The 26,558-nt window shown below is 69.9% G+C and carries 25 protein-coding genes and 1 pseudogene; 10 read left to right on the top strand and 16 right to left on the bottom strand.

From position 1 onward, the window contains the following. Window positions 1-142: 142 nt before the first annotated feature. Window positions 143-1,447 carry a tyrosine-type recombinase/integrase gene (locus tag MTP10_RS12115; protein ID WP_310709197.1) on the top strand — a complete coding sequence of 435 codons (1,305 nt, stop codon included), beginning with the start codon at window positions 143-145 and terminating at the stop codon, window positions 1,445-1,447. 517 nt (window positions 1,448-1,964) lie between these two features. On the opposite strand, the gene MTP10_RS12110 is transcribed toward MTP10_RS12115, so the two are convergent. Continuing rightward, on the bottom strand, window positions 1,965-2,282 hold the full coding sequence (locus tag MTP10_RS12110) for a hypothetical protein (protein WP_310709196.1): 318 nt from the start codon (window positions 2,280-2,282) through the stop codon (window positions 1,965-1,967). Window positions 2,283-2,461: 179 nt separating this feature from the next. On the opposite strand from MTP10_RS12110, the pseudogene MTP10_RS12105 reads away from it, so the two are divergent. Further along, a pseudogene (locus MTP10_RS12105) lies at window positions 2,462-3,073 on the top strand (phosphatase PAP2 family protein); the annotation flags it as partial. 72 nt (window positions 3,074-3,145) lie between these two features. Here the strand turns inward: MTP10_RS12105 and MTP10_RS12100 are convergent. Genes MTP10_RS12100 through MTP10_RS12085 form a run of 4 tightly spaced genes read right to left on the bottom strand, consistent with a single transcriptional unit; the run spans window position 3,146 to window position 7,615 of the window. Then, window positions 3,146-5,680, bottom strand: a complete 2,535-nt coding sequence (locus MTP10_RS12100; RefSeq protein ID WP_310709194.1) for an FtsX-like permease family protein — start codon at window positions 5,678-5,680, stop codon at window positions 3,146-3,148. Beyond that, window positions 5,674-6,318 (bottom strand): ABC transporter ATP-binding protein, encoded by a 645-nt coding sequence (locus MTP10_RS12095; protein WP_310709193.1) that lies wholly within the window; start codon window positions 6,316-6,318, stop codon window positions 5,674-5,676. Before MTP10_RS12095 ends, MTP10_RS12100 begins: the two co-directional genes overlap by 7 nt. Continuing rightward, complete coding sequence (locus MTP10_RS12090) at window positions 6,315-7,022, bottom strand: ABC transporter ATP-binding protein (RefSeq protein ID WP_310709192.1); 708 nt, start codon at window positions 7,020-7,022, stop codon at window positions 6,315-6,317. Before MTP10_RS12090 ends, MTP10_RS12095 begins: the two co-directional genes overlap by 4 nt. Further along, the gene (locus MTP10_RS12085; RefSeq protein ID WP_310709191.1) at window positions 7,019-7,615 is read right to left on the bottom strand and encodes a hypothetical protein; all 597 of its coding nucleotides are present in this window, start codon (window positions 7,613-7,615) and stop codon (window positions 7,019-7,021) included. Before MTP10_RS12085 ends, MTP10_RS12090 begins: the two co-directional genes overlap by 4 nt. Before the next feature lie 104 nt (window positions 7,616-7,719). On the opposite strand from MTP10_RS12085, the gene MTP10_RS12080 reads away from it, so the two are divergent. Then, window positions 7,720-9,021: a HAMP domain-containing sensor histidine kinase gene (locus MTP10_RS12080; RefSeq protein WP_310709190.1), complete on the top strand. Its 1,302-nt coding sequence runs from the start codon at window positions 7,720-7,722 to the stop codon at window positions 9,019-9,021. Here the strand turns inward: MTP10_RS12080 and MTP10_RS12075 are convergent. Then, window positions 9,009-9,686 carry a response regulator transcription factor gene (locus MTP10_RS12075; RefSeq protein ID WP_310709189.1) on the bottom strand — a complete coding sequence of 226 codons (678 nt, stop codon included), beginning with the start codon at window positions 9,684-9,686 and terminating at the stop codon, window positions 9,009-9,011. The genes MTP10_RS12080 and MTP10_RS12075 overlap by 13 nt on opposite strands. A gap of 492 nt (window positions 9,687-10,178) precedes the next feature. After that, window positions 10,179-10,826 carry a helix-turn-helix domain-containing protein gene (locus tag MTP10_RS12070; RefSeq protein ID WP_310709187.1) on the bottom strand — a complete coding sequence of 216 codons (648 nt, stop codon included), beginning with the start codon at window positions 10,824-10,826 and terminating at the stop codon, window positions 10,179-10,181. Window positions 10,827-10,945: 119 nt separating this feature from the next. Between MTP10_RS12070 and MTP10_RS12065 the strand changes: the two genes are divergently transcribed. From MTP10_RS12065 to MTP10_RS12055, 3 genes are all read left to right on the top strand, one after another. After that, a complete protein-coding gene (locus tag MTP10_RS12065; protein WP_310709185.1) occupies window positions 10,946-11,233 on the top strand; it encodes a DUF4287 domain-containing protein in 288 nt (95 codons plus the stop codon). Between the two features lie 303 nt (window positions 11,234-11,536). Then, window positions 11,537-11,716, top strand: coding sequence for a hypothetical protein (locus MTP10_RS12060; RefSeq protein ID WP_310709184.1), 180 nt, complete (start codon window positions 11,537-11,539; stop codon window positions 11,714-11,716). Between the two features lie 306 nt (window positions 11,717-12,022). Then, complete coding sequence (locus MTP10_RS12055) at window positions 12,023-12,457, top strand: DUF6196 family protein (protein ID WP_310709183.1); 435 nt, start codon at window positions 12,023-12,025, stop codon at window positions 12,455-12,457. A gap of 475 nt (window positions 12,458-12,932) precedes the next feature. Here the strand turns inward: MTP10_RS12055 and MTP10_RS12050 are convergent, their stop codons facing one another. From MTP10_RS12050 to MTP10_RS12035, 4 genes are all read right to left on the bottom strand, one after another. After that, window positions 12,933-13,289 (bottom strand): nuclear transport factor 2 family protein, encoded by a 357-nt coding sequence (locus MTP10_RS12050; protein WP_310709181.1) that lies wholly within the window; start codon window positions 13,287-13,289, stop codon window positions 12,933-12,935. Window positions 13,290-13,831: 542 nt separating this feature from the next. Beyond that, window positions 13,832-14,992: an epoxide hydrolase gene (locus tag MTP10_RS12045; protein WP_310709180.1), complete on the bottom strand. Its 1,161-nt coding sequence runs from the start codon at window positions 14,990-14,992 to the stop codon at window positions 13,832-13,834. Window positions 14,993-15,053: 61 nt separating this feature from the next. Continuing rightward, window positions 15,054-17,267, bottom strand: coding sequence for an HAD-IA family hydrolase (locus MTP10_RS12040; RefSeq protein ID WP_310709179.1), 2,214 nt, complete (start codon window positions 17,265-17,267; stop codon window positions 15,054-15,056). A gap of 503 nt (window positions 17,268-17,770) precedes the next feature. After that, the gene (locus MTP10_RS12035) at window positions 17,771-19,225 is read right to left on the bottom strand and encodes an MFS transporter (protein WP_310709177.1); all 1,455 of its coding nucleotides are present in this window, start codon (window positions 19,223-19,225) and stop codon (window positions 17,771-17,773) included. A gap of 129 nt (window positions 19,226-19,354) precedes the next feature. Here MTP10_RS12035 and MTP10_RS12030 point away from each other — a divergent pair, with 129 nt between their 5' ends. Beyond that, a complete protein-coding gene (locus MTP10_RS12030) occupies window positions 19,355-19,708 on the top strand; it encodes a helix-turn-helix domain-containing protein (protein WP_310709176.1) in 354 nt (117 codons plus the stop codon). Between the two features lie 312 nt (window positions 19,709-20,020). Here MTP10_RS12030 and MTP10_RS12025 read toward each other — a convergent pair whose 3' ends face one another. From MTP10_RS12025 to MTP10_RS12010, 4 genes are all read right to left on the bottom strand, one after another. After that, window positions 20,021-20,497: a MarR family transcriptional regulator gene (locus tag MTP10_RS12025; RefSeq protein ID WP_310709174.1), complete on the bottom strand. Its 477-nt coding sequence runs from the start codon at window positions 20,495-20,497 to the stop codon at window positions 20,021-20,023. A 292-nt stretch (window positions 20,498-20,789) separates the two neighbouring features. After that, entirely contained in the window at window positions 20,790-21,176 is a 387-nt protein-coding gene (locus MTP10_RS12020; RefSeq protein WP_310709173.1) for a pentapeptide repeat-containing protein, read from the bottom strand. A gap of 244 nt (window positions 21,177-21,420) precedes the next feature. Further along, complete coding sequence (locus MTP10_RS12015) at window positions 21,421-21,642, bottom strand: hypothetical protein (protein WP_310709172.1); 222 nt, start codon at window positions 21,640-21,642, stop codon at window positions 21,421-21,423. A gap of 197 nt (window positions 21,643-21,839) precedes the next feature. Continuing rightward, the gene (locus MTP10_RS12010; protein ID WP_310709171.1) at window positions 21,840-22,757 is read right to left on the bottom strand and encodes a DMT family transporter; all 918 of its coding nucleotides are present in this window, start codon (window positions 22,755-22,757) and stop codon (window positions 21,840-21,842) included. Between the two features lie 73 nt (window positions 22,758-22,830). Here MTP10_RS12010 and MTP10_RS12005 point away from each other — a divergent pair, with 73 nt between their 5' ends. After that, window positions 22,831-23,859 carry a LysR family transcriptional regulator gene (locus MTP10_RS12005; RefSeq protein ID WP_310709170.1) on the top strand — a complete coding sequence of 343 codons (1,029 nt, stop codon included), beginning with the start codon at window positions 22,831-22,833 and terminating at the stop codon, window positions 23,857-23,859. A 169-nt stretch (window positions 23,860-24,028) separates the two neighbouring features. On the opposite strand, the gene MTP10_RS12000 is transcribed toward MTP10_RS12005, so the two are convergent. Further along, entirely contained in the window at window positions 24,029-24,910 is an 882-nt protein-coding gene (locus MTP10_RS12000; RefSeq protein ID WP_310709169.1) for a LysR substrate-binding domain-containing protein, read from the bottom strand. A 101-nt stretch (window positions 24,911-25,011) separates the two neighbouring features. Between MTP10_RS12000 and MTP10_RS11995 the strand changes: the two genes are divergently transcribed. Continuing rightward, window positions 25,012-25,380: a cupin domain-containing protein gene (locus tag MTP10_RS11995; RefSeq protein ID WP_310709168.1), complete on the top strand. Its 369-nt coding sequence runs from the start codon at window positions 25,012-25,014 to the stop codon at window positions 25,378-25,380. Continuing rightward, a complete protein-coding gene (locus MTP10_RS11990) occupies window positions 25,377-26,555 on the top strand; it encodes a four-carbon acid sugar kinase family protein (RefSeq protein WP_310709167.1) in 1,179 nt (392 codons plus the stop codon). The genes MTP10_RS11995 and MTP10_RS11990 overlap by 4 nt, the downstream gene beginning before the upstream one ends. The last annotated feature ends 3 nt before the right edge of the window (window positions 26,556-26,558 follow it).

The following is a 26,558-nucleotide window of genomic DNA, read 5'->3' as shown; positions in this document are numbered from 1 at the left end:
CGTCCGCTTGATCAAGCGCGCGCCATTCCTGAGCGGGAGCTGCCCGCTAACCCTCAGAGGCGCATACCACCCGAAATCGGACATTGATCGGTGTTCACAACTGCACAGAGTTGAATCTCCCTGGTACTCCATAATCACAGTTATGGTGTATGAGTCTCCAGACGGCGCCACGTCGATCCCCCTGGTCGCCCCGCACCTCACCAACTACCTGGCGGCGTACCTCACTGCCGCCGACGACCTCGCATACGGCACCCCACGCCCAGCTCCCCGCCCAGCACCTCGCCGTGCCGAGACCCCACCTGCTCCTTTGCCGATCCTCTCCGCTGCAGGGCGAAAAGTACGGACACTGAGCGCCACCGGACTGGCCACAGCTGATCCGGCCGAACGACGCCGGCAGATCGCCGAAGCCGTCCTAGCATTACCCGCACTCGGCAAACCTGCCCTGGGCAACCGCTTCAGCGTGCACCCGCTGACCGCCGTCTGGCTGGCCACACGCCCTTCGCCGGACACCATCGCCGCCTACCACCGAGACCTGGCCCAGTACCTGACCTGGTGCGCCGAACGCCCACTGGACCCGTTCCGCGCCTACCAAGACGACACCGATGACTACGCCACCGCACTGGCTCAGCGCTACGCCCCAGCCAGCATCGCCCGTAAGCTCGCCACACTCTCGTCCTGGTACAGCTACCTACTTACATATGACGCCGCCAGCCGCAACCCGCTGGCCGGCCTCCAACGGCCACCGCTCAACCGCGACCACTCCACCACCACCATCCTGTCCCGCGCCGAAGCCGCGGCCTTCCTCGCCGCCGCCAACGCCGACACCCGCCCCAGGCGACTGCGCACCGCAGCCTTACTCGGCCTCCTGCTCACCGAAGGCCTACGAGCCGCCGAGATATGCGCCGCCGACATCGCCCACCTGGGCCATCGACGCGGCCACCACACCCTCACCATCACCGGCAAGGATGGCCAGCGTCGCGCTTACCCACTCGCCCCGCCCATCGCCGCCGCCCTTAAGAACTACCTCGCCGACCGCGCCACCCGCACTGGCACCTCCCGCGAGGAACTGACCGGCCCGTTGTTCGTCACCGAGCCCTCCGGACCGCACTCCGGCGGCAAGCGACTCGACCGCTGGGCCATCACCAAGCTGATCCGTCGCATCGCCCACGACGCCCGCATCCCCACCGCCGCAACCCTCTCCCCACAAGGCCTGCGCCAGACCTTCGCTGCCCTCGCCATGGACGCCGGCGCAGCCCTGCACGACGTACAGCACGCCCTGGGCCACGCCGACCCACGCACCACGCGCGCCTACGACCGGACGCGGCCCAACATCGAGCGCCACCCCGCCTTACGCATCCTGAACCACCTGACCTCCCCGGCGACTGACCAACGCACCACTCTCGCGCCAGACAAGCCGTCACCAGGCACCCTCACGGCAGGCCCGTGACAGCACGGCCCCCTGCCCGGGGGAGTACGGGGGCCGTGCGGCCAGCCGCCCGCGTATCGAGAGCACCGCATATATCCGCAGATACAGTGTCAGGTCCTTGACCTTGGGACTGAGCATCCCGGGCCGGTCGTGGGCGTAGACGTCAGTGATGGTTTCGCGCGCGGGTGCCTGTGCGGGCTGCTGCCGCGATGGCGACCGCAGCGGTGGCGCGGACTCGGGGATTGCAGCCATGGGGGCGGGCGGCGCGCCGCAGGAGGCCGCCGCGACGGCGGCTGCACCCAGAATGCTCGTCATCCATCGCAGTCGCATGCCTGTCAGGCTAGAAAGGCAGGCGGCAACGCCGGCCGATATCGGGGTCAACGTCCTGATCGCACAAGGCCAAGGGTCGCTGACCGAGCGGTCAGCCCCCCATCCCCATGGACGGGCACAGCGAGCGATACGCACTGCGCCCGTCGGGAAGGCGGCGCTCGCGCGCCCTCCGCTCGCCGACGCGTGCGGAGGGCGCCCGGCCCGGGGATCAGTCGTCCTGGCCGTCCTCGGACTCGTTCTTCTCGTTCTTCTTGCTCTGGCCGTCCTCGCTCTTCTCGTTCTTCTCGTCCTGGCCGTCCTCGGCCTTCTCGTTCTTCTCGTCCTGGGCGTTCTCCGTCTTCTCGTTCTTCTCGTCCTGCTCCCCGTGCTCGGCGCTGGGCTCGGGTGTGGCGACCTTGCCGCTGGGGGTCTGCCCCGTGGAGGCGGGGGTGGGGCTGTGATGCAGGGGGGAGGCGAAGGCGGCGCCTCCACCCGTCACGAGGACGGCGGCAGCGGCGAGTCCGGCGATGATCGTAGGCTTGCGCACAGGGGTCTCCAATGCGGTAGGTGTATTGCTGACCGCTCCAGCCTGCGAGAACGTCGGATAACAGCGGGTTGGGCCAACGACAGCGCGAGGTTAACTTCCTGCGCCGGAGCGTCTGGGTTAGCGTCGTGTTAACCAGGTGCTGAGGTTCCGCTGACGCGATTCTTCCTAGCGTGTCCTCCATGCGATGCGGCATCAGGAGCAGAGCGAGCGCGGGGCGGCCGTGGCTCTGGGCCGCGATCTCGGCAACGTTGCTCGTCCTCGGGGTGATCGTGGGATTCGCCGCCCGTTCGCCCGGTTGGACCGCTGCGGACGCGAGGGGAAGCGAGATGGTCCAGTCCGTCCGCTCGCCCGGGTGGACCGCGGTGGCGCAGGTGCTGAATGTTGGCTTCGGCACCGTCATGGGCAGCGTGCTCATCGGTGTGCTCGTCGTCGCAGTTGTCGTGTGGCGACGCCTGCGGCCCGCCTGGTCGGCGCTGGTGGTGATCGCCGCCGGGTGGTGCGTGAGCCCACTGGTCAAGACGCTCGTCGCCCGCCCGCGTCCGCCCGCCGTCCACGCCCTGGTGCACGAGCTCGGTGCGGACAGTTTTCCCAGCGGCCACGTCTGCCTGACACTGTCGATCGTCGTCGCCGTCGCCCTGCTGGCGAGGAACACCCGCTTCTTCTTGCCGGTCCTGGTGGCGGGCTGTGTGCTCGTGGCCGGTCAGATGCTCGCCAGGGTCTACCTCGGGGCGCACTACCCCAGCGACACCCTGGGCTCGCTCATCCTCACCCCGGCCGCGATCATGTTGGCGGTGAACGCCTTCCGGCTGTCCGGACGGACACTGCCGCCGTTCTGGCCGGGGAAGTCCACGGACAGGGCCACGTCACAGGTCGCGCAGGACGGTCAGCGGCGGCCTGCGGGCGGCTCGGACCGTGGCGGCTCCGGCGGCGAGAAGCGCAGCGAGGCCCAGGCCGGCGACGGCGGCCAGGTAGGTCCACGGAACGGCCAGCGTGTCGGGAGGAGGGTCGAAGACGCCGCTGAGCACGGCGACCAGCATCCGTGACAGCGCCCACCCGCAGGCAGTTCCCAGCACGATCGCGACCAGTCCGACCAGAAGGACCTCCGTCCACACGAACGAGCCGAGCTGGCGCGGGCTCGCTCCGAGAACCCTGGCGAGCGCGTACGCGCGGCGCCGCTCGGCGAACCCGAGAATGAGCAGCAATCCGGTGGCCAGGCCGGCCAGAGCCAGCGCATAGCCGAGCTCGATGGCGGTGAGGCCGGACAGATCGACGGCGGTGAGGCTGGAGCCGACGACCTGGCGGCTGGTCTCCACGTCGGTGACCTTCGCCGTCGGGCCGAGTCTGCCGCGCAGTTCGGCGGCGACCCGGTGGGGCGGGGTCCCGTCCGTGGTGATCAGGTACGTGGTGTCGGTGGGCATCTGGTGGGCCAGGTAGGAGGCGTTGGCGACGAGGAAGCTGTCACGGGGCGCGGTCGGGAACTCGGTGACGATGCCGGCGTAGTGGAAGGGGACGGTCTTGCCGTCCTCGGTGCGCAGCCGTATCTGGTCTCCGAGGCGAAGCTGGAAGTCGTTGACGGTCTCCTGGCTGACGAGCAGCGCGTCGGCCCGGTGGGCGAGCCGGTCGAGGATCTGGTGAGCGGTGCCGCCAACGAAGTAGGTGTCGTGCAACCGGGTGGTAGTGGGACGGATGCCGTACAGGTCCTGCAGGTCGGAGCCGACGTAGGCGAAGCGATGCTGGAGCGGCTCGACCCGGGACACGCCGGGCACGGCCGTCAGGCGCGCTTGGGAGGCGGCGGTCTGCGAGACGGTGACATCGGCGCCGTTGGTCAGTTCGGCGTCCACCTGGGCCTGCTGGCGGTAGGTGGCGTCGAAGACGGACGTGGACAGGGCGAACGCGACAGCCAGCGCGGCCAGGGTGGCGGTGCGCGCCAGCGGCGCGCGCTGGCGCGTCAGCATCGCCGACACCGTGCCGGCCAGGCCCCCGGCCAGTGGCCTGGCCGTCCAGGTCACGAACGAGCCCGGCAGCGTCCGGATGAGACGCCAGATGAGCAGGCCCGCCCCGGACCACAGCAGCGCCGGACCGGCGAACGCCCAGTAGTCGACCGACAGCTGGGGCAGCCCCTCGGGGACCAGGACGAGCTGGTAGCCGTTCCTGCTGGTGATCCAGAAGATCACGGCGGAGCCGGCGAGCAGCCACAGGTCCAGCCCGTAACGCAGCCAGGCAGGCGAGCGGCCCGGCCTGCCGATGGGGCGGCGGGCGGCGGTCACGGTCGTGGCACGCAGCGTGGGAAGCAGCACGGTGCCGCCCGCGATCAACAGTCCCAGGACGGCCGCCCACCACGACACCCACGCCGACCCGAACATCGCCCAGCCGGCCACGGCGGCCACGCCCAGGCCCGCCAGCACCCCGGCCACGCCCACCAGTGCCGTCTCGGCCAGCGCGAGCCGGACGAACGCTCCCCGAGGCGCTCCCCTGATCCGCAGCAGCGCCTGCTCGGCGGTGCGCCGTGGCGCTCCCGCCCGCGTCACGAGGCCGGTGAGCAGGGCCGCCAGTACGACTCCCGGCACGCCCAGGAACAGGAACAGCACCTGCGAGTACAGGGCGTCCTCGCGGGCGGCGCCCAGAGCGGCGCCCAGGTTGTCGCCGACCAGTCCGGTGCCGGCCAGCCGCTCCTCCAGGTTGCGTGCCCGCCCGGTGACCGTGCCATACGCCACGGCAGGATCGAAGGGGAGCCGGTGGTCGATGCGGACGTGGAACTGGGTGCGCACCTGGTCGCGGGGTACGCCGTCGAACAGGCGGTGCCAGTCGGCGGACGGGAGCAGGAGCACGTTGTCGGGTGGAGCCTGCGGCTGCGCGCCCGGGGGCGCGCCGACCCGCTGGAACAGCGAGTCGGCCGCGGGCAGTTCAACCACTCCGGCGACCTTCACCGTGGCGGCGGGCAACCCGGGACCGCGTACGGTGACGGCGGATCCAGGAGCGGCGTGCAGGTTGGCGGCCGTCTGCTGGGCCAGCAGCGGCCCGGTCGCCTTCCCTGCCAGCATGCGCAGCTCGCCCGGGAAGGTGGCGGCGTAGTCGGCGGGCAAACCGAGGACCTGGCCCGCGCCGGTGGTCAGCGTCTGCCCAGCTTGGTGGGACTCGAACCCGTCGATCCTGGCGAAGTCCACCCGCCGTGAGGTGCCGGGCATCGGGACGGACACGATCTGGCCGGGCTGCTGCTCCACCTGCCAGTCGACCGGCACCCGCTGCACCGAGCGGGCCGTCATGGTGGCTTTGGCGGAGGCGAGGAACGCCCCCAGCGCGGCGGGCAGGGCCACGGCGAGCGCGATGCCGGCCATGGCCGCGAGCAGCCTGCCCGTCCGCCGGGTCAGCAGGCCGCGCAACCAGATGAGGATCAGCATGACAGCGTTCCGTCGGTCATGGTCCAGGTCTTGGGCAGCCGGGCCGCCACCATGGGGTCATGGGTGGCGATCACCAGGGCCGCATTCAGACGGGACGCCACGCCGTTGAGCAGGTCGGCCACCTGACGGGCGAGCCCGGCGTCGAGCTGCGCGGTGGGTTCGTCCGCGATGACGAGGCGGGGTTCGCCGGCCAGCACGCGGGCGACGGCGACGCGCTGCGCCTGGCCGCCCGACAGCTCCTCGGGCAGTGATCCAGCCACCTCGGCCAGGCCGATGGCCGCGAGCGCGAGCAGTGCCCGTTCTCTGGCGGCGCTCTCACTGAGGCCGGCGATGAGCAGGGGCAGGGCGACGTTCTGTGCGACGTCCAGTGGGGGCAGCAAGCTGGGCCCCTGGAACACCACACCCACCCGGCCGCGCGGATGATCGTTGAGCTCGGGCCAGGTGATCCATCCCGCGGTGGGGCGGTCGAGGCCGGCGAGCAGGTGCAGCAGTGTGGTCTTGCCGGATCCGGACGGGCCGGTGATCGCGAGCCGGTCTCCCGATCGCAGTTCACAGGTGATGCCATGGACGGCGACGACGGCATCGGGTCCCCTGCCGTAGACACGGGCCAGGTCCTGGCAGCTGACCAGCGCGTTCATGCCGTCCGTCCGTCCTTGAGCTCCACCACGCGGTCGGCCAACCGTCGCACGGCCGGACTGTGCGAGGCGATCACCACGGCGGTGCGCTCGTCGGCCTGGTGACGGATCAGCCGCAGTACGGGCGCCTCTGTGTGCTGGTCGAGCTCGCCGGTCGGCTCGTCGGCCAGCAGGAGCGCGGGCCGGTTCGCCAGCGCCACGGCCAGCCCCGCGCGGGCCGCCTCCCCTCCGGACAACCCGCTCGGCCACGCCCCCGCCCTGCCGGACAGCCCCAGGGAGTCCAGCAGGCTGTCGCGTCGGCGCGGATCGCGCCGTCCCGCCAGCCGCTGGGCCAGATCCACGTTGGCCGCGACCGTCAGGTGCTCGACCAAGTTGCCGCTCTGCAACAGCACGCCCACCAGCCGGGCGCGCAGCGCGGCCCGTTCGGCTTCCGGCCGGTGACTGATGCGGTGGCCGTCCACTCGCACGGTGCCGCCGTCCGGATCGTCCAGCCCGGCCAGGCAGGCTAGCAGCGTCGACTTGCCCGACCCCGACGGGCCGCAGACCGCCACCACCTCACCCGCGCTGGCGTGGAAGGTGACGCCGCGCAGCGCCCTCGTCTCCTCCTCGCCCGACCGGTAGAACCGGTAGAGCTCCTCTGCCTGCAGGAGCACGCCCGGCTCGCTGGTCACACCTGCCGCCGCGGGCGTGCCTGTTTCGAGGGTCACGGCGTCGTCCACCGGAAGGAGTCGGAGACCGCGCGCCATGGGTCCACGTTGTCCGCGCCGACTGGCCCCGAGAGAGTCAGGATGGCCTCGTGCCCGGCACGGTAGAAGGCGTAGCGCTCCACCTCGTCTCTGACCACCTTGCCGGTGACCGGATCCGGGCTGCTGTCGGCTCGGTAGACGACCCGCACCGCCTTGCCGCCCTTCCTCGACACCGTGCCCACCGTAAGGACCTTCCCCTTCACCCGGGCCCTGACCGATGCCTCCGTGAGAGGCGAGGAAGCGGGGGCGGTCTCGATGCGGACGCTGTTCAGCTTGTCGGTGAAGGATGCGCCCATGGGCAGATCCGTGCGCGCCCACCCCTCGGGCACCTTCACCTCGTACGGCTGCCCGGGATGCCGATATGGCACGAAGACCGTGTCATCCGGAATATCGCCCGGCGGATTCGACTCCGTCACGTGCGGCGCCGGTACGCCTTGATCCTGCGCCTGAGCTCGTGCCGGTGCTTGTCCTTGTGCTTGCGCTTGTGTGTGCGTCTGAGCGGGCGCGCCTGCCGCGCAGCCCGCCGCCAGCCCTGCGATGGCCAGAGCCAGCACGCTCCGCCTTACCTGCATATCTCGCACGCTACGAGGACGCCGGCAAGCGCCCGCTGAGCAGCGGGTTAGCGCGACGTTTACCTGCACTCTGCCACCCTGGAGAGGTGACGGCGCGAAGCGTGCCACTGCGGCGGCGGGTGCTGGTGGTGATCGTGAGCGTGACCGCCCTGGCCGTCGCGCTTTTCCTGGTGCCCCTGGCGGTCGCGGTGCGCATGCTCTACCACGACCAGTCGGTGGCCGCGCTGCAGCGCGACGCGGCCTGGGTCGCCACCGCCGTGCCTGATGAGGCCGCACGCGACGCGGGGGTGGCGCTGCAGCTGCCCACACGCCTGTCCGGCGAACTGGCCGTCGGCGGCTACACCGCGGACGGCGCCCGGCTGTTCGGTGACGGCCCCGCCCGCTCACGCCTGGCCGCCTCCAGCAGGGACGGCCGCGTTCACGACATGGTGGAGGACGGCTTCCTGGCCGTGTCCGCACCGGTCCCCTCCGACGAGGGCACCGCGCTGGTCATCCGGGTCGCGACACCGAACGAGCAGGTCGACCACCGCATCCATCAGGCGTGGCTGCTCATGGGCGGTCTCGCCCTCCTCGTGATCGCGCTCGCGGCGGGAGCGGCCGTACGCCAGTCCGCCCGGCTCGCGGCGCCGCTGGAGCGGCTCACCCGCGCCGCGCAGGCACTGGGCGGCGGCGACTTCAGCATCCGCCCCTCCCCGTCGGGGTTGCGCGAGGCCGACCAGGCGGGACAGGCTCTCGAATCGACCGCGCACCGTCTTGGCGCCGTCCTGGCCCGTGAGCGCGCCTTCAGCGCGGACGTCTCCCACCAGCTTCGCACCGGCCTGACCGGCCTGCTCATCGGCCTGGAATCAGCCCTGTCCCGTCCCGACGCCGACCTGACCAGGGCGGCCCGGACCGCCCTGGTCAGAGGCGAACGGCTCCAGGAGATCATCGACGACCTCGTGCGACTCAGCCGTGACAGCCGCGTGCCGACCCAGCCGCTGGACCTGCGCGAGCTTGTCGAAGAGATCGATCGGGAATGGCACGGCCCGCTGGCCGAGCAGGGCCGCCGTCTGACCGTCACAGTCGAGCCAGGAATACCGCCGGTAACGGCCCAGCCCGCAGCCGTCCGGCAGATCATGCGCGTCCTGCTCGACAACGCACTTCGCCACGGCCGAGGAGAGGTCGCGATCACCATCTCGGATGTGGGCTCCGGGCTCGCCATGGAGGTGACCGATCACGGACCCGGCGTCCAGGAAGGCGCGGATCCGTTCGTCAGATCCAGCGGCGACAGCCATGGCATCGGCCTCGCCCTGGCCCGCTCACTGGCCGAGGCGGAGGGCGGCAGACTGGTGCTGAGCCGGGCCAGGCCACCGCTGTTCACCCTGTTGCTGCCCGGTCAAGGCTCGTAGCGGTAACCTCGCCCCCGTACCGTGACGATCCGCTCCATCCCCTCACCGTGCTCGGCCAGCTTGCGGCGCAGCGCGAACACGTGCACATCCAGCGTCTTGGTCGGGCCGAACCAGTTCTCGTCCCACACCTCGTCCATGAGCTGTTCGCGAGTCACCACCTCCCCCGCGCGGCTCACCAGCGCCGCCAGCAGGTCGAACTCCTTAGGCCGCAACGCCACCTCCGCCTCTCCGACATACGCGCGCCGCGCGGGCAGGTCGAGCCGCAACCGCCCGGCGTACAACATCCGCTCCCCCGAGGCGGGGCCGCGCCGCCGCAGGTGCGCCCGGATCCTGGCCATCAGCTCGGTCAGCCGGAACGGCTTGGTCAGATAGTCGTCGGCACCGGCGTCCAACGCGACCACCACTTCGAACTCCTGCGTGCGCGCGGTCAAGACGACGATCACCGTGTCGGGCACCCGCGACCGCAACCGCCTGCACACGGTCACGCCGTCGAGATCCGGCAGACCCAGATCCAGCAGGACGAGGTCCGGCTGATGCCGCTCCGCGGCCTCCAACGCCTCGGTTCCCGACGCGACGGACTCCGCCTCGTAGCCCTGGGCGGCCAGAGCTTCGGCCAGCTCGGACCTGATGACCAGGTCGTCCTCAACGACCAGCACACACGTCATGCGCCCGATGCTACGGGCCGTGCCGTCAAAGGAGCGCCAGGAGACGCGGGCAGCGCTCGCGATCCTCGCCGACCACCGGCCGAGCCGCCGCAACAACGACACCTTCACCTGCTCATAACCCGACTCGCGCCACAGAGGACATAGCGCCTCAAGACCACTGAGAGGCCCACGCACCGCGCACGCCGCTGAGCAATACCGCCGCCGCAACGTGGATCCGGCCAGCAACGGCCGGCCGCACACCACGCACCTTCTGGCCTTTCCCCCACAGAGGCCGTCCTCCGCCACCACCACGGCGACGGCCAGCGGCATCAACCGCTTCATTCCTGAGCGGAGCCGCTCTCTGGCAGCTCGGTCTCCGAGCGGGGTTCAGCGACCGCCAGAAGACGGAGCGGATCGTGCGCGGGCACTCCGGAAAGAGTGGCGTCGCCGAGGCCAAGCTCGCCTGGCGGCTTCAGCAAGAGGCAAGGCGGAACGGCATGACCTGTCTGTTGATCAGAAGTGGAACATCTCGGCGAACCGGCTGAGAAGCGCCGGATCACCTTCCACACGCACGCCGCCGTCGTGAAGTACTTCGTCTGGGGTCTTGCTGCCATTCATGAGTTCGCGGATTGGGTGGCCGGTCAGCCGTTCGATGACAAGGTCAGGTGCAGGGTGCTCGCCGGTGCCGACCGTCAGTTCCCCGTCGGTGATCTGCAGCCGGAGCGTGAAGTCGCCCATGCGAACCTCGTAACCGACGGTGACATTCTGGGCTGCCTCCGGCCGGTAGGTGGTGCGGAAGGACATGGCGATTGATTCGGCGGTGATGACTTCACCGGGGCGAGGTTCGATCATCGTGCGTGCGCCCCAGCGGCCCAGCGCGATCAGCGCCGATTCGAGATCGCGTCCGTAGTCGGTGAGCTCGTAGACGACTGCGCGTTCGGGATGTGGCAGCGCGCGGCGAGTGGCCAGGCCTGCCCCTTCGAGCTGTTTGAGGCGGGCCGAAAGGATGTTGGTCGGGATGGCAGGCAAGCCTTTTCGCAGGTCTGTGAAGCGCTGGGGCCCGGCGAACAGGTTGCGGATGATCAGCATGCTCCATCGTTCGCCGACCATCTCCATCGCGCGGGCAAGGCCGCAGAACTGCCCGTACTCTCGAGACGCCATGGTGCAGATTTTAACCCATACTTCAGTTGACAAATAACACTTTCAAAAGACAAGCTTGCTACTCGCCAGGCTGCAGAGTCGGCGGCCACGAGAGTGATCCCCACAGAACGGAGAAACACATGTCGTTCCAGGCCTACCTCGACACCATCGAGGACAAGACCGGACTGACACCACGTGAGTTCATCGCTTTGGCGAAAGAGCGCGGCTTTGACGACCCGTCCACGAAAGCTGGAGCGATCATTGATTGGCTGAAGCGGGACTACAACCTTGGACGTGGACACGCGATGGCGCTGGTGCACGTGATCAAAAAGGGCCCGAAGATCGACGCCAAACACGTCGGCAGTTCGGGTTCCCATCGCGACGAGACCGACACGCTATGGCTGGACGGCAAGAACAACCGGCCTTGACAAGCCGACCCAGCTACCCCGTTCAGCACCATGCTTGAAGCTCGAGCCGAAGGCTAGCCGGCTCGGCCTTCGGTCCAAGGCCCGTCGATAACCAACGGCATGGAACACCTGTGGCTCGAACTCCACGACCGCTACGCCGGTTCCACTCGGCCGCTAACCCTCATCGAGCACTCCCCGCCCTCGCTGGCACCGACCAGCAAGAGCATCTGGACGAGGCGTGGTTCGAATCCAACCGCCACTTCTGGCGGCGCCTTTGGCCCATCTCGCCCCGCAACCCGGACCACGGCCTCCTCCAGGCGTGGGATGTCCGCCGACGACGGCGCCACCTGGCGCGACGTCGCGACCGCCCGCGCCGGCCACGGCTGGAGCGCCAGACTGACGAACCCTTCCACGGCGGGGTTCGTCTCCCTCCGCGCGACGGTCACCGGCTTCGCCGGCGACGCGGTGACCCAGACGATCACCCGCGCGTACGCCGTCGGCTGATCGCCGACGGTGAGGGCACCCCACGGCGTCCTCACCGTCGCGGCCGTCGTGGTCACCGTGTGGGGCTCAAAATGGGATGCGGTGTCTGACCAGCCGGTTCTCGGGTGGCGTCAGCCGACAAGCGAACCGGCCATGAGTCGATCTTGAGAATGTCAGAGCATACCTGACTCGCCGTGAACGCGACGGGAATCAGCACGTCGGCGACGATGTTGTGAAGATCGTCGCCAGGGCCGGGAGGCCTCCCACCCAGGCGCGACCGCCAAGATCCCAGAGTGGATCAGCCACATGGACCAAGGAGACCCACCCATGGTCAGCGTCAGCGTGGAGACTGCGGAGCAGACGGAAGCACGCCTACGACGCGTGATCGCGGCAGCCCGGCTCGTCGTGCACAACGGCGTCTGGTGTTTCCAGGAGTCTCCGGCCGACCGCCCGCCAGCCCTTACCGGTGACACACTGGCGGTGGTCCGGGACAACGAGAGCTGGAGCGCCTTGGTCCCGTTCGCCCAGGAGCACGACGGTGTCGAGCAATTCGGAGTCTTCTCCTTCCACTTCCCCGCCGACCTGGACAACAGTGGCTTCGTCGGCTGGCTGGCCACCCGTCTCAAAGTTCAGCTGGGGACCGGCGTATTCGTCATCTGCGGCAGCAACCGTGCCAGCGGAGGAATCTACGACTACTGGGGCTGCCCCATCGACCTGGTGGCCGACGCTCTTGCAGTCATCAAGGAACTACGTGGCGACTGACAGTGATCCTTCGTGCACTCGCATCAGGCCATCGGGAGCGGGCTGCACATACGCGAGAAGCTGACCGCCCCCATCGTCCCCCGCCGGCAGAAACCGCAGATACTTCGGCCGCGACAACGCGCCCACGATCGTCGGCGGCAACCCCCAGTCCTGCAGGCGGCACCACGACGGGAACTCCCCCACCGTCGCCGTGACCGCATTCGCGGTGGCTGGATCACGGCTACGAACGGGTGGGCGTCCACTGCGCGCCGGCGGTGTGGCAGGTCGACGGTGAGGCGGAAGCACCGGCCGTCCCAGCCTCTCTGCTGCAGGACGTGCAACCCGTCGACGGGCACCCACGTGGTGGCCTGCCTGGAACGGATGGGGCTCCGGCGTCTGGATGGCGGGAAGGACCCGGGTTTTCTTGGCGGCCCGTACATGATCTCGACAGCATGACAAGAGGCCCGAAGAGCCGTTTTCATCATGACGAGTTGGATCATTGCTGTGGGCCTTCATAGAAGGCATTGACGCGGGCGGCGTGACCGTGCTGGTCCAGTTCGACGACATCGAGGGCACGGTTGCCGTTCTCACGTCGGTAAAGCAGTGCGTAGCCGCCCGGGCTGGTCAGCAGCGCTTCCTCGGTGAAGGTCAGGCCCGGGGCCAGTTCCAGTCCGAGCTCGAAGTGCCTGCGCAGCTCTGCCTTGCCATGCAATCGGCCATCGGCACGTCCCCAGCGGCGCACCACGGTAGGGGCGACAAAGTCCACGTTCTCCGCGTAGCAGGCCAAGATCGCATCGAGATCGCGCTGCTTCCACGCTGCCAGCCATGCGTCGGCATGGGCTCGAAGATTCATAGCGAAGTATCTCCTACGGGTGCCTGCGTGACTCGACGGGGTCAGTTGCTGGAGCATTCGCCCCCACCACCCGGTCGCCAACGAAGTCTGGGAACGGGGTCCACTGCCGCAGGCTGTAGACCGGACCGGATCGCCGAGGCGTTCCTGGCCAGGCGGGACGACGGCCTGCCGCTGTCCGGCGAAGGTCAGCACGCGCGAGCGGCGCGTGGCGGTTTCCTGCCCAGGTCGGGCAATGGCGGCTGCGTCGATGGTCGGAGGGCCTGATTCGTTCGGTGGTTCCGCCGGCGCTGAGTCGGATGATCTGCCGCAGGGTTTCGGTGCTTCGGCCGGCGAAGCCTCCCGGGACCAGCTGGGCCGTACCAGGAGGTGCCGGGACGGCGGGCTGGGCAGGGGATGGCGAGCCGACCCGGGTAAGTCCCTGGGTGTCGACGGCGGTGCCGGTGTGGTCGAGGGGATGGTGAGCTGAACTGCTTCGGTCGAGCCCCATGGATCCCAGCGGAGGCCCGCGGCGGTAGGCGTTCGCCACAGCAGCTGTTGTGCGGTCAGCGGAGCATGCGGAAGAAGGTACGTAGTTCCTCGACGAACAGGCCGGGTTGCTCGAACGCGGCGAAGTGACCACCCTTGTCCGGTTCGTTCCAGTGCAGGATGTTGGCGAAGCGCTTCTCGGCCCACCGCCGGGACGGCCGGGGGTTCTCCTTGGGGAAGATCGAGCATCCTGCCGGGACGGTCACCAGGTCCGTTGTCTCGGTGGTGAAGAGCCGTTGGACGGGCTTGAAGCTCTCCCAGTAGAGCCGGGCGGCGGATGCGCCGGTGCCGGGTAGCCAGTAGAACATGAGGTTGTCGAGGAGTTCGTCGCGGGTGAGGGCGTTCTCGGGGTGGCCGTCACTGTCGGTCCAGGCACGGAACTTCTCGATGATCCAGGCGCACAGCAGTGCCGGTGAGTCGAGGAGTCCGTAGCCGATGGTCTGTGGCCGGGTGGACTGCTCCAGTGAGTATCCGTCCTCGCTCTCCCGGCCTCGTTCCAGGTCGGCGATGGCGGCCTGCTCGGCGGCGGTGAGGTCGTCGAACGTGGCCGGATCCGGGGCCGCCAGCGGCGGGACGAGGTGGATGCCTGCCACGTGGGCGGGATCCCGCAGGCCGATGAGCGTGGTGATGGTCGTGCCCCAGTCGGAGCCCTGTGCGCCGTAGCGGTCGTAGCCGAGGCGGGCCATCAGCGTGATCCAGGCGTCGGCGATCCGCTCGACGCCCCAGCCACGGTGGTCCGGTTTGTCGCTGAAGCCGTAGCCGGGCAGGGATGGGCAGACGACGTGGAAGGCGTCGCGGGCGTCGCCGCCGTAGGCGGTCGGGTCGGTGAGCGGTCCGACCACTTTGCGGAACTCCACGATCGAGCCCGGCCATCCGTGGGTCAGGACGATCGGCATCGCGTCCTGGTGTGGCGAGCGGACGTGAAGGAAGTGGATCCCGAGGCCGTCGATGGAGGTGCGGAACTGCGGCAGCGCGTTCAGGTGCCGTTCGGTGGCCCGCCAGTCGTACTCATCGGCCCAGTACCGGCACAACTCTCGCAGGTAGCCCAGCGGGACGCCCTGCGACCAGTCCTCGACCGTCTCCTTCTCGGGCCACCGCGTGCGCCGCAACCGTTCGCGCAGGTCGGCCAGTACGGGCTCGGGGACGTCGAGACGGAACGGGGTCACGTGGTCAGACATGCTGCCTTCCTCGTCGGATCATTCGGTGATGCGCATGGGAGCGGCGTCCAACATGTGGCGGTCATTCTCCGGCCAGGAGGAGCACCTGCTGCGGCGCGAGGCGGGCGTAGCCGGTCCTGGGCCGGTCGGGGGTGACGCCGGGATCGTCGGTGTCGAACACCGCTGGGGCCGGCAGGTGCAGATCGGCGACAGGGGTGTCCCGGAGGTTCGCCACCGCCCAGAGTGCTCCCCGGCGGTAGGCGGTCACCGGTGCGGCGAGCCTGACTCTGCGCACGTCGTCGGTGGCGGCCAGCACGTGCGTCAGCCGGCGTCTGGTGGCCAGCAACCGGCCGAGGCTGTTCAGGTGCGATGTGGGGTCGTCCTGCTGTGCCGCCACGGTCTCGTCGTCGCCGCGCGCGCCGTCGGGAAGCCAGGGGTGCCCTGTGGTGAACCCCAGCCCCGGGCCGGGCCGCCATGGCATGGGGGTGCGCGCGGCGTCGCGGCTTTCCTCCGGCTGGGCCGCGCCCAGCGGATCGGCGCCGTGGCCGGGCGGCACCCGCCCGTCACCCAGGCCGAGCTCCTCGCCCTGGTACAGCCAGAAGGTTCCCGGCAGCAACGCCATGAGCGCGTGCAGCGCGAGTGAGCGGCGCCGTCCCCGCGGCCCACCGCCGAACCGGGTGACGGCGCGGGAACGATCGTGGTTGCCCTGCACCCAGGACAGCCGTGGCGACGCCAGCACAGCGCTCTCGATCATGGTGTCGATCCGGTCGGCGTCCCAATCGGTCTCCACCAGCCCGAACCAGAACGACGAGTGCAGCCGCTCGCCTTCCACGAAGCGCGCGAGCGCCCGGGGATCGAGCTCGTAGACCTCGCCGACCAGGAAGGCGTCGTGCCGGTCGGCGATCCGCCGCCACCGCTCGTGGATGGCGTGCACGCCGGGCTGGTGGATGTCATGGCGATGCTCCTGGCGGCGCCAGTCCATGGTCACCCCGCGTACCGGCAGGATCCGGCCGGCGGGCAGCGGCGGGTTGTCCCGCAGGTCCGCGTCCTTGACGAGGTAGCCGGCGGTGTCGATGCGGAAGCCGTCCAACCCGCGGCTCAGCCAGTACTCGGCGATCGCGTCGATCTCGGCCGCCAGCGCCGGGTTGCGCCAGTTCAGGTCGGGCTGTTCGGGACGGAACAGGTGCAGGTAGTACTGGCCGGTCGCCGGGCTGAAGGTCCAGGCGGGACCGCCGAAATGGGACAGCCAGTTGTTGGGCGGGCCGCCGTCCGGGGCCGGGTCGCGCCAGATGTAGTAGTCGCGGTGCGGGTCGGCCGCGCAGGAGGAGGCGGCGACGAACCATGGGTGGGCGTCGCTGGTGTGGTTGACAACCAGGTCGCCGATCACCCGCATGCCGCGCCGGTGTGCCTGCGCCAGCAGCCCGTCGAGGGCCGCCTGCCCGCCGAACGACGGGTCCACGGCCCGGTAGTCGGCGATGTCGTAGCCGTGGTCGCGCATCGGCGAGCGGTAGAAGGGGGTCAGCCACACCACCTCCACGCCGAGCCGTTCCAGGTGGTCCAGCCGCGCGCTCACCCCGGTCAGGTCTCCCCAGCCGTCACCAGTGCCGTCCGCGAACGACGGAAGGTACACCTGGTACCCCACGGCGTCGCGCCACCACGGCCGGACCCGCGAGCGCTGCAGCAGGTGAGCCAGCCGGCCGAGGCCGGGCAGGGACAGGTCGCCGTCCAGCCCCCGCACGGCCGCGGTCGGCATGCCCGCCGCCCGTCCCGCGGCCAGCCCCGGCTCGGAGTCCTCCACCACCAGGCAGGCGGACGGTGCGACGCGAAGGCGGCGCGCGGCCTCCAGGTAGCCCTCGGGATCGGGTTTGCCCGCCCGTACGTCGTCGATCGTGAGCAGGACGGGCGGATCGATCCCCGCCGCGTGCAGGCGGGCCTTCGCCAGCCGTCCGTCGGCGCTGGTCACCACAGCCCACGGCAGCTGGAGCCGGTCCAGCGTGGCGAGCAGGAGACGCGCGCCGGGCGCCGCTGTGACGTCTGCCAGGTCTTCGTACTGCAGGGCGTGCTGCCGCTGCGCCGCTGCCATGACGGCCTCGTCGTCCAGGGCGGGAAGCAGCCGCCGCACCGTACGCGCGGCCGGGCTTCCATGAGCGATGGCGAGTACCGCGCTGGGGTCGACGCCGTACTCCTCGGCCCAGATCGACCAGGCCCGCTCGACCGAGGCGTCGGAGTCCACGAGAGTGCCGTCCATGTCCAGCAGGATCGCTTCGATCGCCGCGAGATCCGTTCGTCGTGTCACAGCGTCCCCCTTCGATTAAACTCGTGCATCGAGCATAAAGAAGGTCGACAACACATGGCAACCCCACGCAACCGGCCAGGTCCGTGCGCGCCACGGATCTCCACTGGCGCAGCGGCTTGGCCGTGCTGGACGAGATGCGCCGTGAGCCGGGTGTGACCAGGGCGGCCGTGGCGCGACGACTCGGTCTCAGCACCGGCTCGGCCACCGAGATCACCTCCCGGCTGCGCGACCTCGCCCTGCTCGCCGAGACCCCCGCCGCCGCGACATCACGGGGCCGTCCGACGAGCGTGCTCACCCCCACCCGGACGGCCCCCTCGTCATCGCCGTGGACCTGCGCCAGGAAGACTGGCGATGCGCAGTCGCGTCGCTCGACGGAAGCCCGGCATCGTGGAAACCGGAACGCACCGCAGTCGCCGGGAGCGGCGAGCGTCCTGCACGTCACCGTGGAAGTGGGCGTCGGCGGCACCCTGGTCGGAGCACCTGCGGACTGTGCCGCCGGATGCTCAGCCGGTGGCCGCGCGGGACGGCTCGGGTCGCTCGGTGGCGGGGACGTCGCGGCGCAGGCGTGGCAGGGTGAGGGTGATGAGCAGACCGGCGATCATCCCGGCGGCGGTGAGCAGGATGACGAGGAACTCGCCGTCGGCTGTGGCCGCGCGCAGAGCCTGGCCGGTCTTGCCGTCGGTGCCGAGGTCGGCGATGACGGTGAAGACGGCCAGGCCGATGGCGTTGCCGATGTTGAGCGCGGTGGAGGCGATGCCGTTGGCCACGCCCTGCTCGTGGGTCGCGGTGCCGGTGGCGGCCGCGATCCACATGGCGGTCCAGACGATGCCCTGGCCGAGGCCGGAGACGATGAGGCCGGGCACCAGAAGCCAGTAGGAGGCGTCGGCGTCGAAGCCGAGTGCCAGGACGGCGGTGCCGGGCACACCGATGGCGAAGCCGATCAGCAGAGAGGCGCGGGTGCCGATCCGGGTGGCCAGCCGCTCGCCTGCCTGGGTGCCGGCGGCGATGGCCAGCGAGGGGATGAGGAAGGCGAGCCCGGTCTGCAGGGCGCTGTAACCGTGGATGCTCTGCATCAGCACGGTGAGGAAGTAGGGCAGGACACCGAAGGTGGCCATGTAGATGAAGGTCACCAGCATGCCGACGGTCAGGCTGCGGTTGCGGAACAGCCGGAAGGGCATGAGCGGGTCGGCACTGCGCGCCTCGACCAGCGCGAAGACCACCAGCAGTGCGGCGGCCAGCACGAAGGCGCCGGCCACCGGGAGGCTGCCCCAGCCCAGCTCGGGCCCCTCCACCAACGAGAACACCAGCAGGGTCGATCCGCCGGTGACGCTGAGCGCGCCGGGGATGTCGAACCTGCGCCGCTCCCCCCTGGCGGGGTCGCGGGGGATGACGGCCAGGGCGGCCAGCGCGACCAGCCCGGCCAGGGGGACGTTGACGAAGAAGACGGCGGGCCAGCCGAAGTGCTGGGTGAGCAGGCCGCCGAGCAGGGCGCCGATGGTCAGGCCGCTGGCGCCGGCGCCGCCCCAGACCGCCAGCGCCCGGTTGCGCTGCGGGCCCTCGGCGAACAGGCTGTTGAGCAGCGCCAGCGTGGAGGGCAGCAGCAGCGCGCCGCCGATGCCCTGGATAGCGCGGGCGGCGATGATGACGGCGGGGCTTGTGGCCAGCCCGCCGGCCAGCGAGGAGACGGCGTACAGGGTCAGGGCGAGCACGAAGACGCGGCGGCGGCCGAGCAGGTCGGCTGCCCGGCCGCCGAACAGCAGGAAGCCGCCGGCGAAGACGACGTACGCGCTGACCACGAGTTGCTGGGTCTGGCCAGGGAAGCCGAGGTCGGCGCCGATCTGGGGGAGCGCGACGAACACGATGTTCAGGTCGAGTGCGTAGATGAGCTGGGCCAGGGCGAGCAACGCCAGGGTCAGGCCGAGTCGCGGCCTGGCGTCGCCCAGGGACTGTGTGGACATGGATCGCCCTTCGGAGGGAGCCGGGTGGCGGGCATGCGGAGGCCCGCCCCACGCAACGACTGTACGATTATTTACGTACGATCGAACTATGCCACAAGAATCGTTCGAAAGTCGCGGTACAGTCGGACCATGGCCTTCCGTCATCCCGACCGCGAACAGATCCGGATCGAAGACGTGCTGTCGGCGCTGGGGAACGGCGTGCGCCTGGCCGCCGTGCGTATCCTCGACGCGGGCGGCGAGCACAACTGCACCAGCGTGCTGAACACGCTGGGGATCACCGCGAAGTCGACGATGACGCACCACTGGCGGGTGCTGCGCGACAGCGGCGTGATCTGGCAGCGGCCCGCAGGCAGGGAGAACCTGCTCGTCCTGCGCCGAGAGGACCTGGATGCCCGCTATCCCGGGCTGCTCGACGCCATCCTGTCCGGCGCCCGCACCGACGCCGCCCTCGATCGCAGTGACCGCACCGGATCGGCCACCTGACCAGCCGGCCCCCTCCTCTTCGCGCCCGGCCTGATCATCAAAGGGGCCAGCGGCAGCCATTGAGCTGCACAGTGCCCTGAGCCTGGGCGTCGCGGCCGACCAAATCTCATTCCTGGACGAGCCCGAGTGTTCCGGCGCCGTCTTCAGGCGTGCGGCAGTACGATGCCACGAGCCGAGAGGGTGTGGAGCAGCGGCGGCACCGGACTTCTCTGTGTCCGGGCTTCTACGTGGCCGGACTTCTCCGTGGCCGGACTTCTCCGTGGCCGCGGGTCTACGTCCCGGCGCGGACGGGACGACGGAACCGTGACGGGCTCATTGCCCATTCTTGATCGCTTCGCTGAGCGCGCCGAGGTTCGCGGCCAGCAGCTCGATGTCAGCCGGCTCCCAGCCCGCCAGCAGGGCGGCGACGGCTGCCGTGCGCGCCTTCCAGAGTTTGCTGATGGCGAGCTTCCCCGCCCGCGTGACGCTCACCAGTTGTGCCCGGGCATCGGCCGGATCGGGCCGCCGCTCGATGAAGCCGCGTGACTCCAGGCGTTTGGCCGGCGGTGACAGGGTGGACTTGTCCACCTCCATCAGCTCCGCCAGGACCGACAGCCGCACCGGCGCGTGCAGCGACACCTGGGCGAGCAGGGTGTAGTCGCCCAAGGACAGCTCCAGCCCGGAGGAGGCCATGATCTTGCGTCGCGTGGCGGGAGAGAACATCCAGTTGCCCACCGTGGCCAGCGCTGCCGCCACTCCGTCGACGGTCTCACGCTGCGAGCGGGAGAGACCGTCCTTGCCGGCCGACACGCGTTCCATCCTCACACCGTCTCCGAGATGGTTGGTTTGCCAAACCAAATATCTCGCATGAGAGAACTGGATGCAAGCGCATGAGCCCTCGATCTCAGGAGGCCCGTGCCGCCCCGACAATCGCGGCCCATGGCCTCGCCGGATTGATCAACGCCCTGGGCTCCGCCTGACGCTGATTCTCCATTCGAACACGAGCCCGCATGGCGAGGTCCAGCTGTGGACCGACCGCCTCCTGGATCTGCCTGGCTTGGCGACAGCCGACCGGTGCCGGGATGCCGGCCTGCACGCGGGGCTACTGCGTATCGGTGATCGCGCCATCCAGGCTGGAGCGCTTGAGATCCAGCCTGCTCAGGTCACATCCGCGCAGGTCGACGCTGGTCAGGTCACGCTCACGGAACGACGTCTGGTCGAGGATTGCACCGGTCAAGGTCGCGGGCTGGATCATCGCACTGCCCAGGCGGGTGAAGGCGATGGTCGCGTTGACCATCTCGCTGTAGCCGAACCCCGCCCCGGTAAGGTCGGCGCCGGCCAGGTTGGTGTCGGTCAGGTCGGCGCCGGAGAAGACAGCGCCGCGTGCGGACACGTGCGACAGATCCGCGCGCGCGAGGTCGGCACCGGCGAAGACCATCTTGTCGAGCTCCAGGCCGCGCAGATCGGCGCCGGAAAGATCGAGTCGCACCTCCGCGTTATCGGCGCGCCACTGATGACCGCGAACGGCCCCTGCCTCAGGATCCCGATGACCTCCGACGTTTCCGGTGCCGTTGCCACGCCGACCTCCCCGTTGAGACGCTCCACCGGCGCAGGATTGCCGGTGGTGGAGGCGACATCCTCTCTCGCGCTGGCGAGTTCTACGGCGAGTTCCTCCTCGTACGGATACATCTCCGCCATCGCCTCCGTCATCGCGAGACGAGTGCTCAGCAGTTTCAGCGCGAGGGCAGCCCTGCTGCAAGCGCGGTTCCCGCGGTGAAGTCCAGAGGGTCCAGCCGTAGGACACCGAGGGGGTTGTCCGTGGCCGACGGCGGTAGCGGCATCCGGCTGGTCACCAGGACCCGGCCCCGAACGGCGGCCTGGCACAGCCGGTCGAACACCTCGCCGAAGCCGGGATCCAGGAAACCCGTGCCGCCCAGGTTCCTCTGCCCAGCCATCGGCCTGGAGCCGCAGCGCGGTCCGCACGTCGGACTCTCTGGCCAGGCCAGGCGATCCGAGCCGTCGCACCTCCGGGCTTCATGTCCGCTTCCGCATTCACAATCGTCCTCCAGCAGATATGGCGAATTTGATCGACCAAGCCCCATCGACTCGATGGACAGAGGCAGCGACTGATCAGGCGTTGTCCGTCCGCCGATTACTTCTCGGCCTTGTCGAGGAGGGGGGAGGGTGGCTCCGGAACAGCGGCCGAACGTGCCGTCTGCCGGTGGATCAGGAGGACGCCGACCATGCTGATCAGTCCCCCGACGAGTTCGACCGGGCCCGGTATCTCTCCCAGCCACACGAACGCCACCCCGATGGCGAGCGGCGGAACCAGGTACAGGGCCGCCGTGGACTGCGCGATGGTGTACCGGGCGACCGCGTACCCCCAGGTGACGAAGCCGAGCGCGGATGGAAGCAGGCCCAGGTAGAGGGTGGACACGGCGGCATCGGCCGGGGCCTGGAGCAGGTCGTGCACGGCACCGGGCGCCAGCGGGGTCAGAAACAGCGTGCCCGCCCACATCGCGTAGCAGGCGACCTCCAGACCCGTATACCGCTTCAGCAGCGGCTTGGTGGCGAAATGGTAGACGCCTTGGACGACAGCCGCCGCGAGGATCACCAGCGCGCTGGTGGTGACCTGCGCGGAGCCGGCGGCGTAGGCGATGAGCGCCACGCCGGCAAGGGCCGTGACAGTGCCGGCCACGATGGTCGTCGAGAGGCGTTCGCCGAGGAAGATCGAGGCCAGCAGCACGCTGAACACCGGCGCGGTGGCGATGAGCAGGCTGGCCGTACCGGCCGGGACGTGCACCTCACCCCAGTTGAGCAGCACCTGATAGGCGCTCATCCCGGTGAATGCGCACAGCGCGATCAGCGGAAGGTCGCGTCGGTGCGGCAGTCGGACCCGCAGGATCGGGCTGACCACGGCCAGCGCGACAGAGGCGACCGCCAGCCGCCAGAACGACAGCCCGCCGACACCCAGGCCGTCGACGCCGACCCGGATGGCAGGGAAGGCCGACGCCCAGAGCACAACCGTCGAGATCAGGGACGTCAGGCGCAGCGAGATCGGTTGCTTCACCCCCCGCAGCATTTAACGTAGGATCAGAAAGGTCCAGTTATTGTTTCCTCCTAAATCAAGAAGATGTGCTTACATGTTGGATCTTCGTCGCCTTCGCCTCCTGCGTGACCTGCAGATCTACGGCACCGTCACAGCGACGGCCGAGGCACGGCACCTCAGCGGACCGGCGGTGTCACAGCAACTGGCCGCGCTGGAACGCGAGGCTGGGCTGCCGCTGCTGGAAAAGCAGGGACGGCGGTTGCGGCTCACACCGGCAGGCAGCCTGCTGGCCGAACACGCCGAGGTCATCCTCGGTCAGATCGCCACCGTCGAGGCCGACCTGCGTGCGCTCCAGGAGGGCGGCCAGGGCCTGGTCCGGCTGGCGGTGTTCGCCTCGGCCGCCCGGGTGCTGATGCCCCGCCTGTGGCGCCGGATGTCGGCTGACCACGCACCCACGCCGGAGTTGCGCATCACCGAGTGCGAGCCCGACCCGGCGGCCGAGGCGCTGCGCCGCCGGGAGGTCGACATCGCGATCGTCCACGCCTACAGCCTGCTACCGCGTGAACTACCGCCCGGATGCCGGCAGCACCACCTCATGGACGAGCCCGTGTTGCTGGCCATGCCCACCGCCCTGGCCTCCCGCCGCGGGCTGAGCCATGGGCAGTCAGTACACCTGGCCGACTTCGCGCACGAGCACTGGCTGATGCCTGGCACCGAGACCTCCTGTCACGAGATGACCCGCCGGGCCTGTGGCGCCGCCGGTTTCGTGCCCCGTCCCATCGTGACCGCCAACGACTTCTCCGTGTTGAGCGCGCTGGTGGCCGCCGAGGCCGGGATGGCACTCATCCCCCGCATGGCACTGCCCAGCGACGCCGAGAGGATCAGCCTTCACCCGCTGGCGGAACGCGTCGACCGCACGGTGTCGGCCTACACCCGGACCGGCGACGCCCGCCTGCCACGGGTCGCGCTCGTACTGGAGGCAATCCGCAGCGCCGCAGCCGACGTGACGGACACAGCGGACGACAGAGCCGAGGCTCGGTGCGTGGCCTCCGCCCTCGACAACGTCGACGCCGCCCCGTCCATGGGAGCGGCCTTCCAGCAGGTAAGAGAGCGTCACGAGTAAAGAGCCGGCGCTTCACGTGGTGGCGTTGAAGGGTGCGCCCATGAGATGGGATCAGCGGCAGCTACAAGGGCGCGCCACACCGCCGTCCGCGAAGCGCCGCCTCGAGCAGTTGAGGCGGAGGCTTCTTCACGGGTCGTGTGATGCACCAGGTCGCCGTCGGCGCATGGCGTCAGGCGTTGCCTTGCGCCTGTTCGCGCAGCCAGGACACCAGCGCGGTCACGCGGTCGTCGCGAGCGGGCAGGGGCGTCATCAGCAGATAAGTGCTGCCGTCGGGACGGAAGCCGAGCGGCGCTGTCAGCCGGCCGGCCTCCAGATCGTCGTGGACCAGGGCCCGCGGCCCCATGGCCACGCCGAGCCCGCTGGCCGCGGCCTGCAGGCTCAGGTAGAAGTGCTCGAAGGTCTGTTCAGGTGCGGGTGGAAGGGGCATGGGGTAGTTCTTCGCCCAGTCGGCCCAGGCTGAGGGCCGGGTGCTGGTGTGCAGTCTCGGCAGGCGCGTCAGGTCTTCCGGACGGGACAGGCGGTGGCCCAGTTCGGGTGTGCAGACGGGGCCGACCGATTCGTCGAAGAGTTCAAAGGTCGTCAGGCCGCCCGGGATGTCGAAGTCGTTTCGGCGGATGGCGACGTCGATGCTCTCCCGCTCGAAGGCGACTGGTCCGCCCGAAGCGACCAGATGCAAGTTCAGGCCGGGGGCGGCGGCGGTCAGGGCGGGTAGCCGGGGGATCAGCCAGCGCATCAGCAGGGTCGGCTCGCAGGACAACACCAGGAGGGCGGGCCGGGTGGTCGCACGCGCCTGCCGGGCGGCCGCGCTGAGCAGGTTCAGGGCGTCGTCGACGCTCTGGACGAAGGTCCGTGCGGCCGGGGTCGGTACCACTGCCCGATTGCGCCGCTCGAACAGGGTCACGCCCAATGCGCGCTCCAGTTGCTGGATCTGTCTGCTGACGGCGCCGTGGGTGAGGTGCAGTTCCGCGGCGGCCTTGCTCACGCTGCCGTGCCGCACCGTCGCCTCGAAGGCCACCAGCGGTCCGAGTGGCGGCAGATCACTCCATGTCATGTGTGAGAAATTATCACTAACAGTGTGCGCGATTGTCGCTTTTTCCTGGTCATTTTCATGGTTAGAGTGATTTCAGGTAACGAATTACTGCGAGGACCGCCATGCAGAAGATCAGCCTTGCCGAAGCCTTCTCCTCCTTCGACGACACCTGGAGCCCGAAAGTGGCCGGTGCCGTCAACGACATGGAAGTCAAGCTCGCCAAGTTCGAGGGCGAGTTCGTCTGGCACCACCATGAGCACGAGGACGAACTGTTCCTGGTGCTGCGGGGCAGGCTGCGGATGCGCCTACGCGAGGGCGACGTCGTGGTGGAGCCCGGGGAGTTCCTCATCGTGCCGCGTGGCACGGAGCACTGCCCGGTGGCCGAGCCGGATTGCGAGGTGTTGCTGCTGGAGCCCGCGACCACCGTCAACACCGGTAACGTGCGCAACGAGCGGACCGTGACTGACCTGGGTCGTATCGAACACTCATGAGGACGCTCCCGAGCATCGCGGTGGTGGCCGATGACCTGACGAGCGCCGGTGACGCAGCCGCGCCGTTCCACCTGGCGGGGTTCCCGGCGTGGATCAGCCTCGAGGCCGCCGTCATGCCCCCGGCCGGGACGGTCATGGCGGTCGACTGCGACACCCGCGCGCTGCCCGCAGCGGACGCCGCGGCCCGCGTCACCCGGGTGGTCCGGCAGCTGACCGGCGCGGACGTCCTGGTCAAGACCGTGGACTCGACCGCACGCGGTCATCTGGCGGCGGAGATCGCCGCCGCGCTGTCGGCCGGCGGCCGGGCCACCGCGGTGATCGCCCCCGCCTTCCCCGCCGAGGGACGCAGCACGGTGGGCGGGGTGCAGCACCTGGCGGGCGTCCCGGTCCACAGGACGGCGTTCGCCCAGGACCCCGGTCATCCCGTCCGGGACGCCGACCTGACCCGGCTCGTCCCGGGAGCCGTTCTGGCCGACGGGTCCGGCCATCTCGCCGGGCTGGCCGGGCGGGCGCGGTACGTCGTCGCCGACGCCGTCAGCGACCGCGATCTCGATGAGATCGTGGCCGCCGTCGACCGGCCGCGGGAGGTGCTCTGGGTCGGCTCACCAGGGCTGGCCGAGGCGCTGGCTCGCCACCTGGCACCCGGCCGGCACCCCGGACGGACGTGTCCGATGCGACGGCACTCGACCCGATCCCGCGTGCTGACGGTGGTCGGCAGCCTGCATCCGGCCAGCCGGGGACAGGCCGAACGGCTGGGCGCACTCGGCGTCGGCGCGATGGTGCCGGTAGCCGCCGCCCATGCCGCCCAATGGGCCGAGCGAGAGCTGGACGACTACGGCGCCGCTCTGCTGCACGGCCCGGCGGACTGGGCCGCCACAGGTTCGGTGCCTGCGGCGCTGGCCGCCGTGGTCTCCCTGCTCGCCACGCGCCGCGCCTTCGACGCTTTGGTCCTCACCGGCGGAGAGACCGCCAGGACCGTGCTGGACGCTCTCGCCGTCCGGGCCGTCCGGCTGGCCGGACAGGCCGAGCCCGGCGTGCCGCTGGGCGTGGTCGACCACCCCTGGCGGTTTCCTGTCGCCTTGAAGGCGGGCGGTTTCGGCGACCTCGACACCCTTGCCCGCCTCACCGACCTGCTCACCACATCTGCCCCAGCGGAGGACCCGTGCGCCCCATAGGTG

The organism is Nonomuraea sp. 3-1Str, assembly GCF_031570565.1.
GTDB lineage: Bacteria > Actinomycetota > Actinomycetes > Streptosporangiales > Streptosporangiaceae > Nonomuraea.
Note: the sequence above shows the minus strand (reverse complement) of the source record. Positions and strands in the feature narration are given on the sequence as shown.

Bases quoted from the DNA above. Each gene is read 5' to 3' on its own strand.
- MTP10_RS12115 (WP_310709197.1), top strand. From the start codon at position 143: ATGGTGTATGAGTCTCCAGACGGCGCCACGTCGATCCCCCTGGTCGCC.
- MTP10_RS12100 (WP_310709194.1), bottom strand. From the start codon at position 5,680: ATGCTGATCCTCATCTGGTTGCGCGGCCTGCTGACCCGGCGGACGGGC.
- MTP10_RS12095 (WP_310709193.1), bottom strand. From the start codon at position 6,318: ATGAACGCGCTGGTCAGCTGCCAGGACCTGGCCCGTGTCTACGGCAGG.
- MTP10_RS12075 (WP_310709189.1), bottom strand. From the start codon at position 9,686: ATGACGTGTGTGCTGGTCGTTGAGGACGACCTGGTCATCAGGTCCGAG.
- MTP10_RS12070 (WP_310709187.1), bottom strand. From the start codon at position 10,826: ATGGCGTCTCGAGAGTACGGGCAGTTCTGCGGCCTTGCCCGCGCGATG.
- MTP10_RS12065 (WP_310709185.1), top strand. From the start codon at position 10,946: ATGTCGTTCCAGGCCTACCTCGACACCATCGAGGACAAGACCGGACTG.
- MTP10_RS12060 (WP_310709184.1), top strand. From the start codon at position 11,537: ATGTCCGCCGACGACGGCGCCACCTGGCGCGACGTCGCGACCGCCCGC.
- MTP10_RS12055 (WP_310709183.1), top strand. From the start codon at position 12,023: ATGGTCAGCGTCAGCGTGGAGACTGCGGAGCAGACGGAAGCACGCCTA.
- MTP10_RS12050 (WP_310709181.1), bottom strand. From the start codon at position 13,289: ATGAATCTTCGAGCCCATGCCGACGCATGGCTGGCAGCGTGGAAGCAG.
- MTP10_RS12045 (WP_310709180.1), bottom strand. From the start codon at position 14,992: ATGTCTGACCACGTGACCCCGTTCCGTCTCGACGTCCCCGAGCCCGTA.
- MTP10_RS12035 (WP_310709177.1), bottom strand. From the start codon at position 19,225: ATGTCCACACAGTCCCTGGGCGACGCCAGGCCGCGACTCGGCCTGACC.
- MTP10_RS12030 (WP_310709176.1), top strand. From the start codon at position 19,355: ATGGCCTTCCGTCATCCCGACCGCGAACAGATCCGGATCGAAGACGTG.
- MTP10_RS12015 (WP_310709172.1), bottom strand. From the start codon at position 21,642: ATGGCTGGGCAGAGGAACCTGGGCGGCACGGGTTTCCTGGATCCCGGC.
- MTP10_RS12005 (WP_310709170.1), top strand. From the start codon at position 22,831: ATGTTGGATCTTCGTCGCCTTCGCCTCCTGCGTGACCTGCAGATCTAC.
- MTP10_RS12000 (WP_310709169.1), bottom strand. From the start codon at position 24,910: ATGACATGGAGTGATCTGCCGCCACTCGGACCGCTGGTGGCCTTCGAG.
- MTP10_RS11995 (WP_310709168.1), top strand. From the start codon at position 25,012: ATGCAGAAGATCAGCCTTGCCGAAGCCTTCTCCTCCTTCGACGACACC.
- MTP10_RS11990 (WP_310709167.1), top strand. From the start codon at position 25,377: ATGAGGACGCTCCCGAGCATCGCGGTGGTGGCCGATGACCTGACGAGC.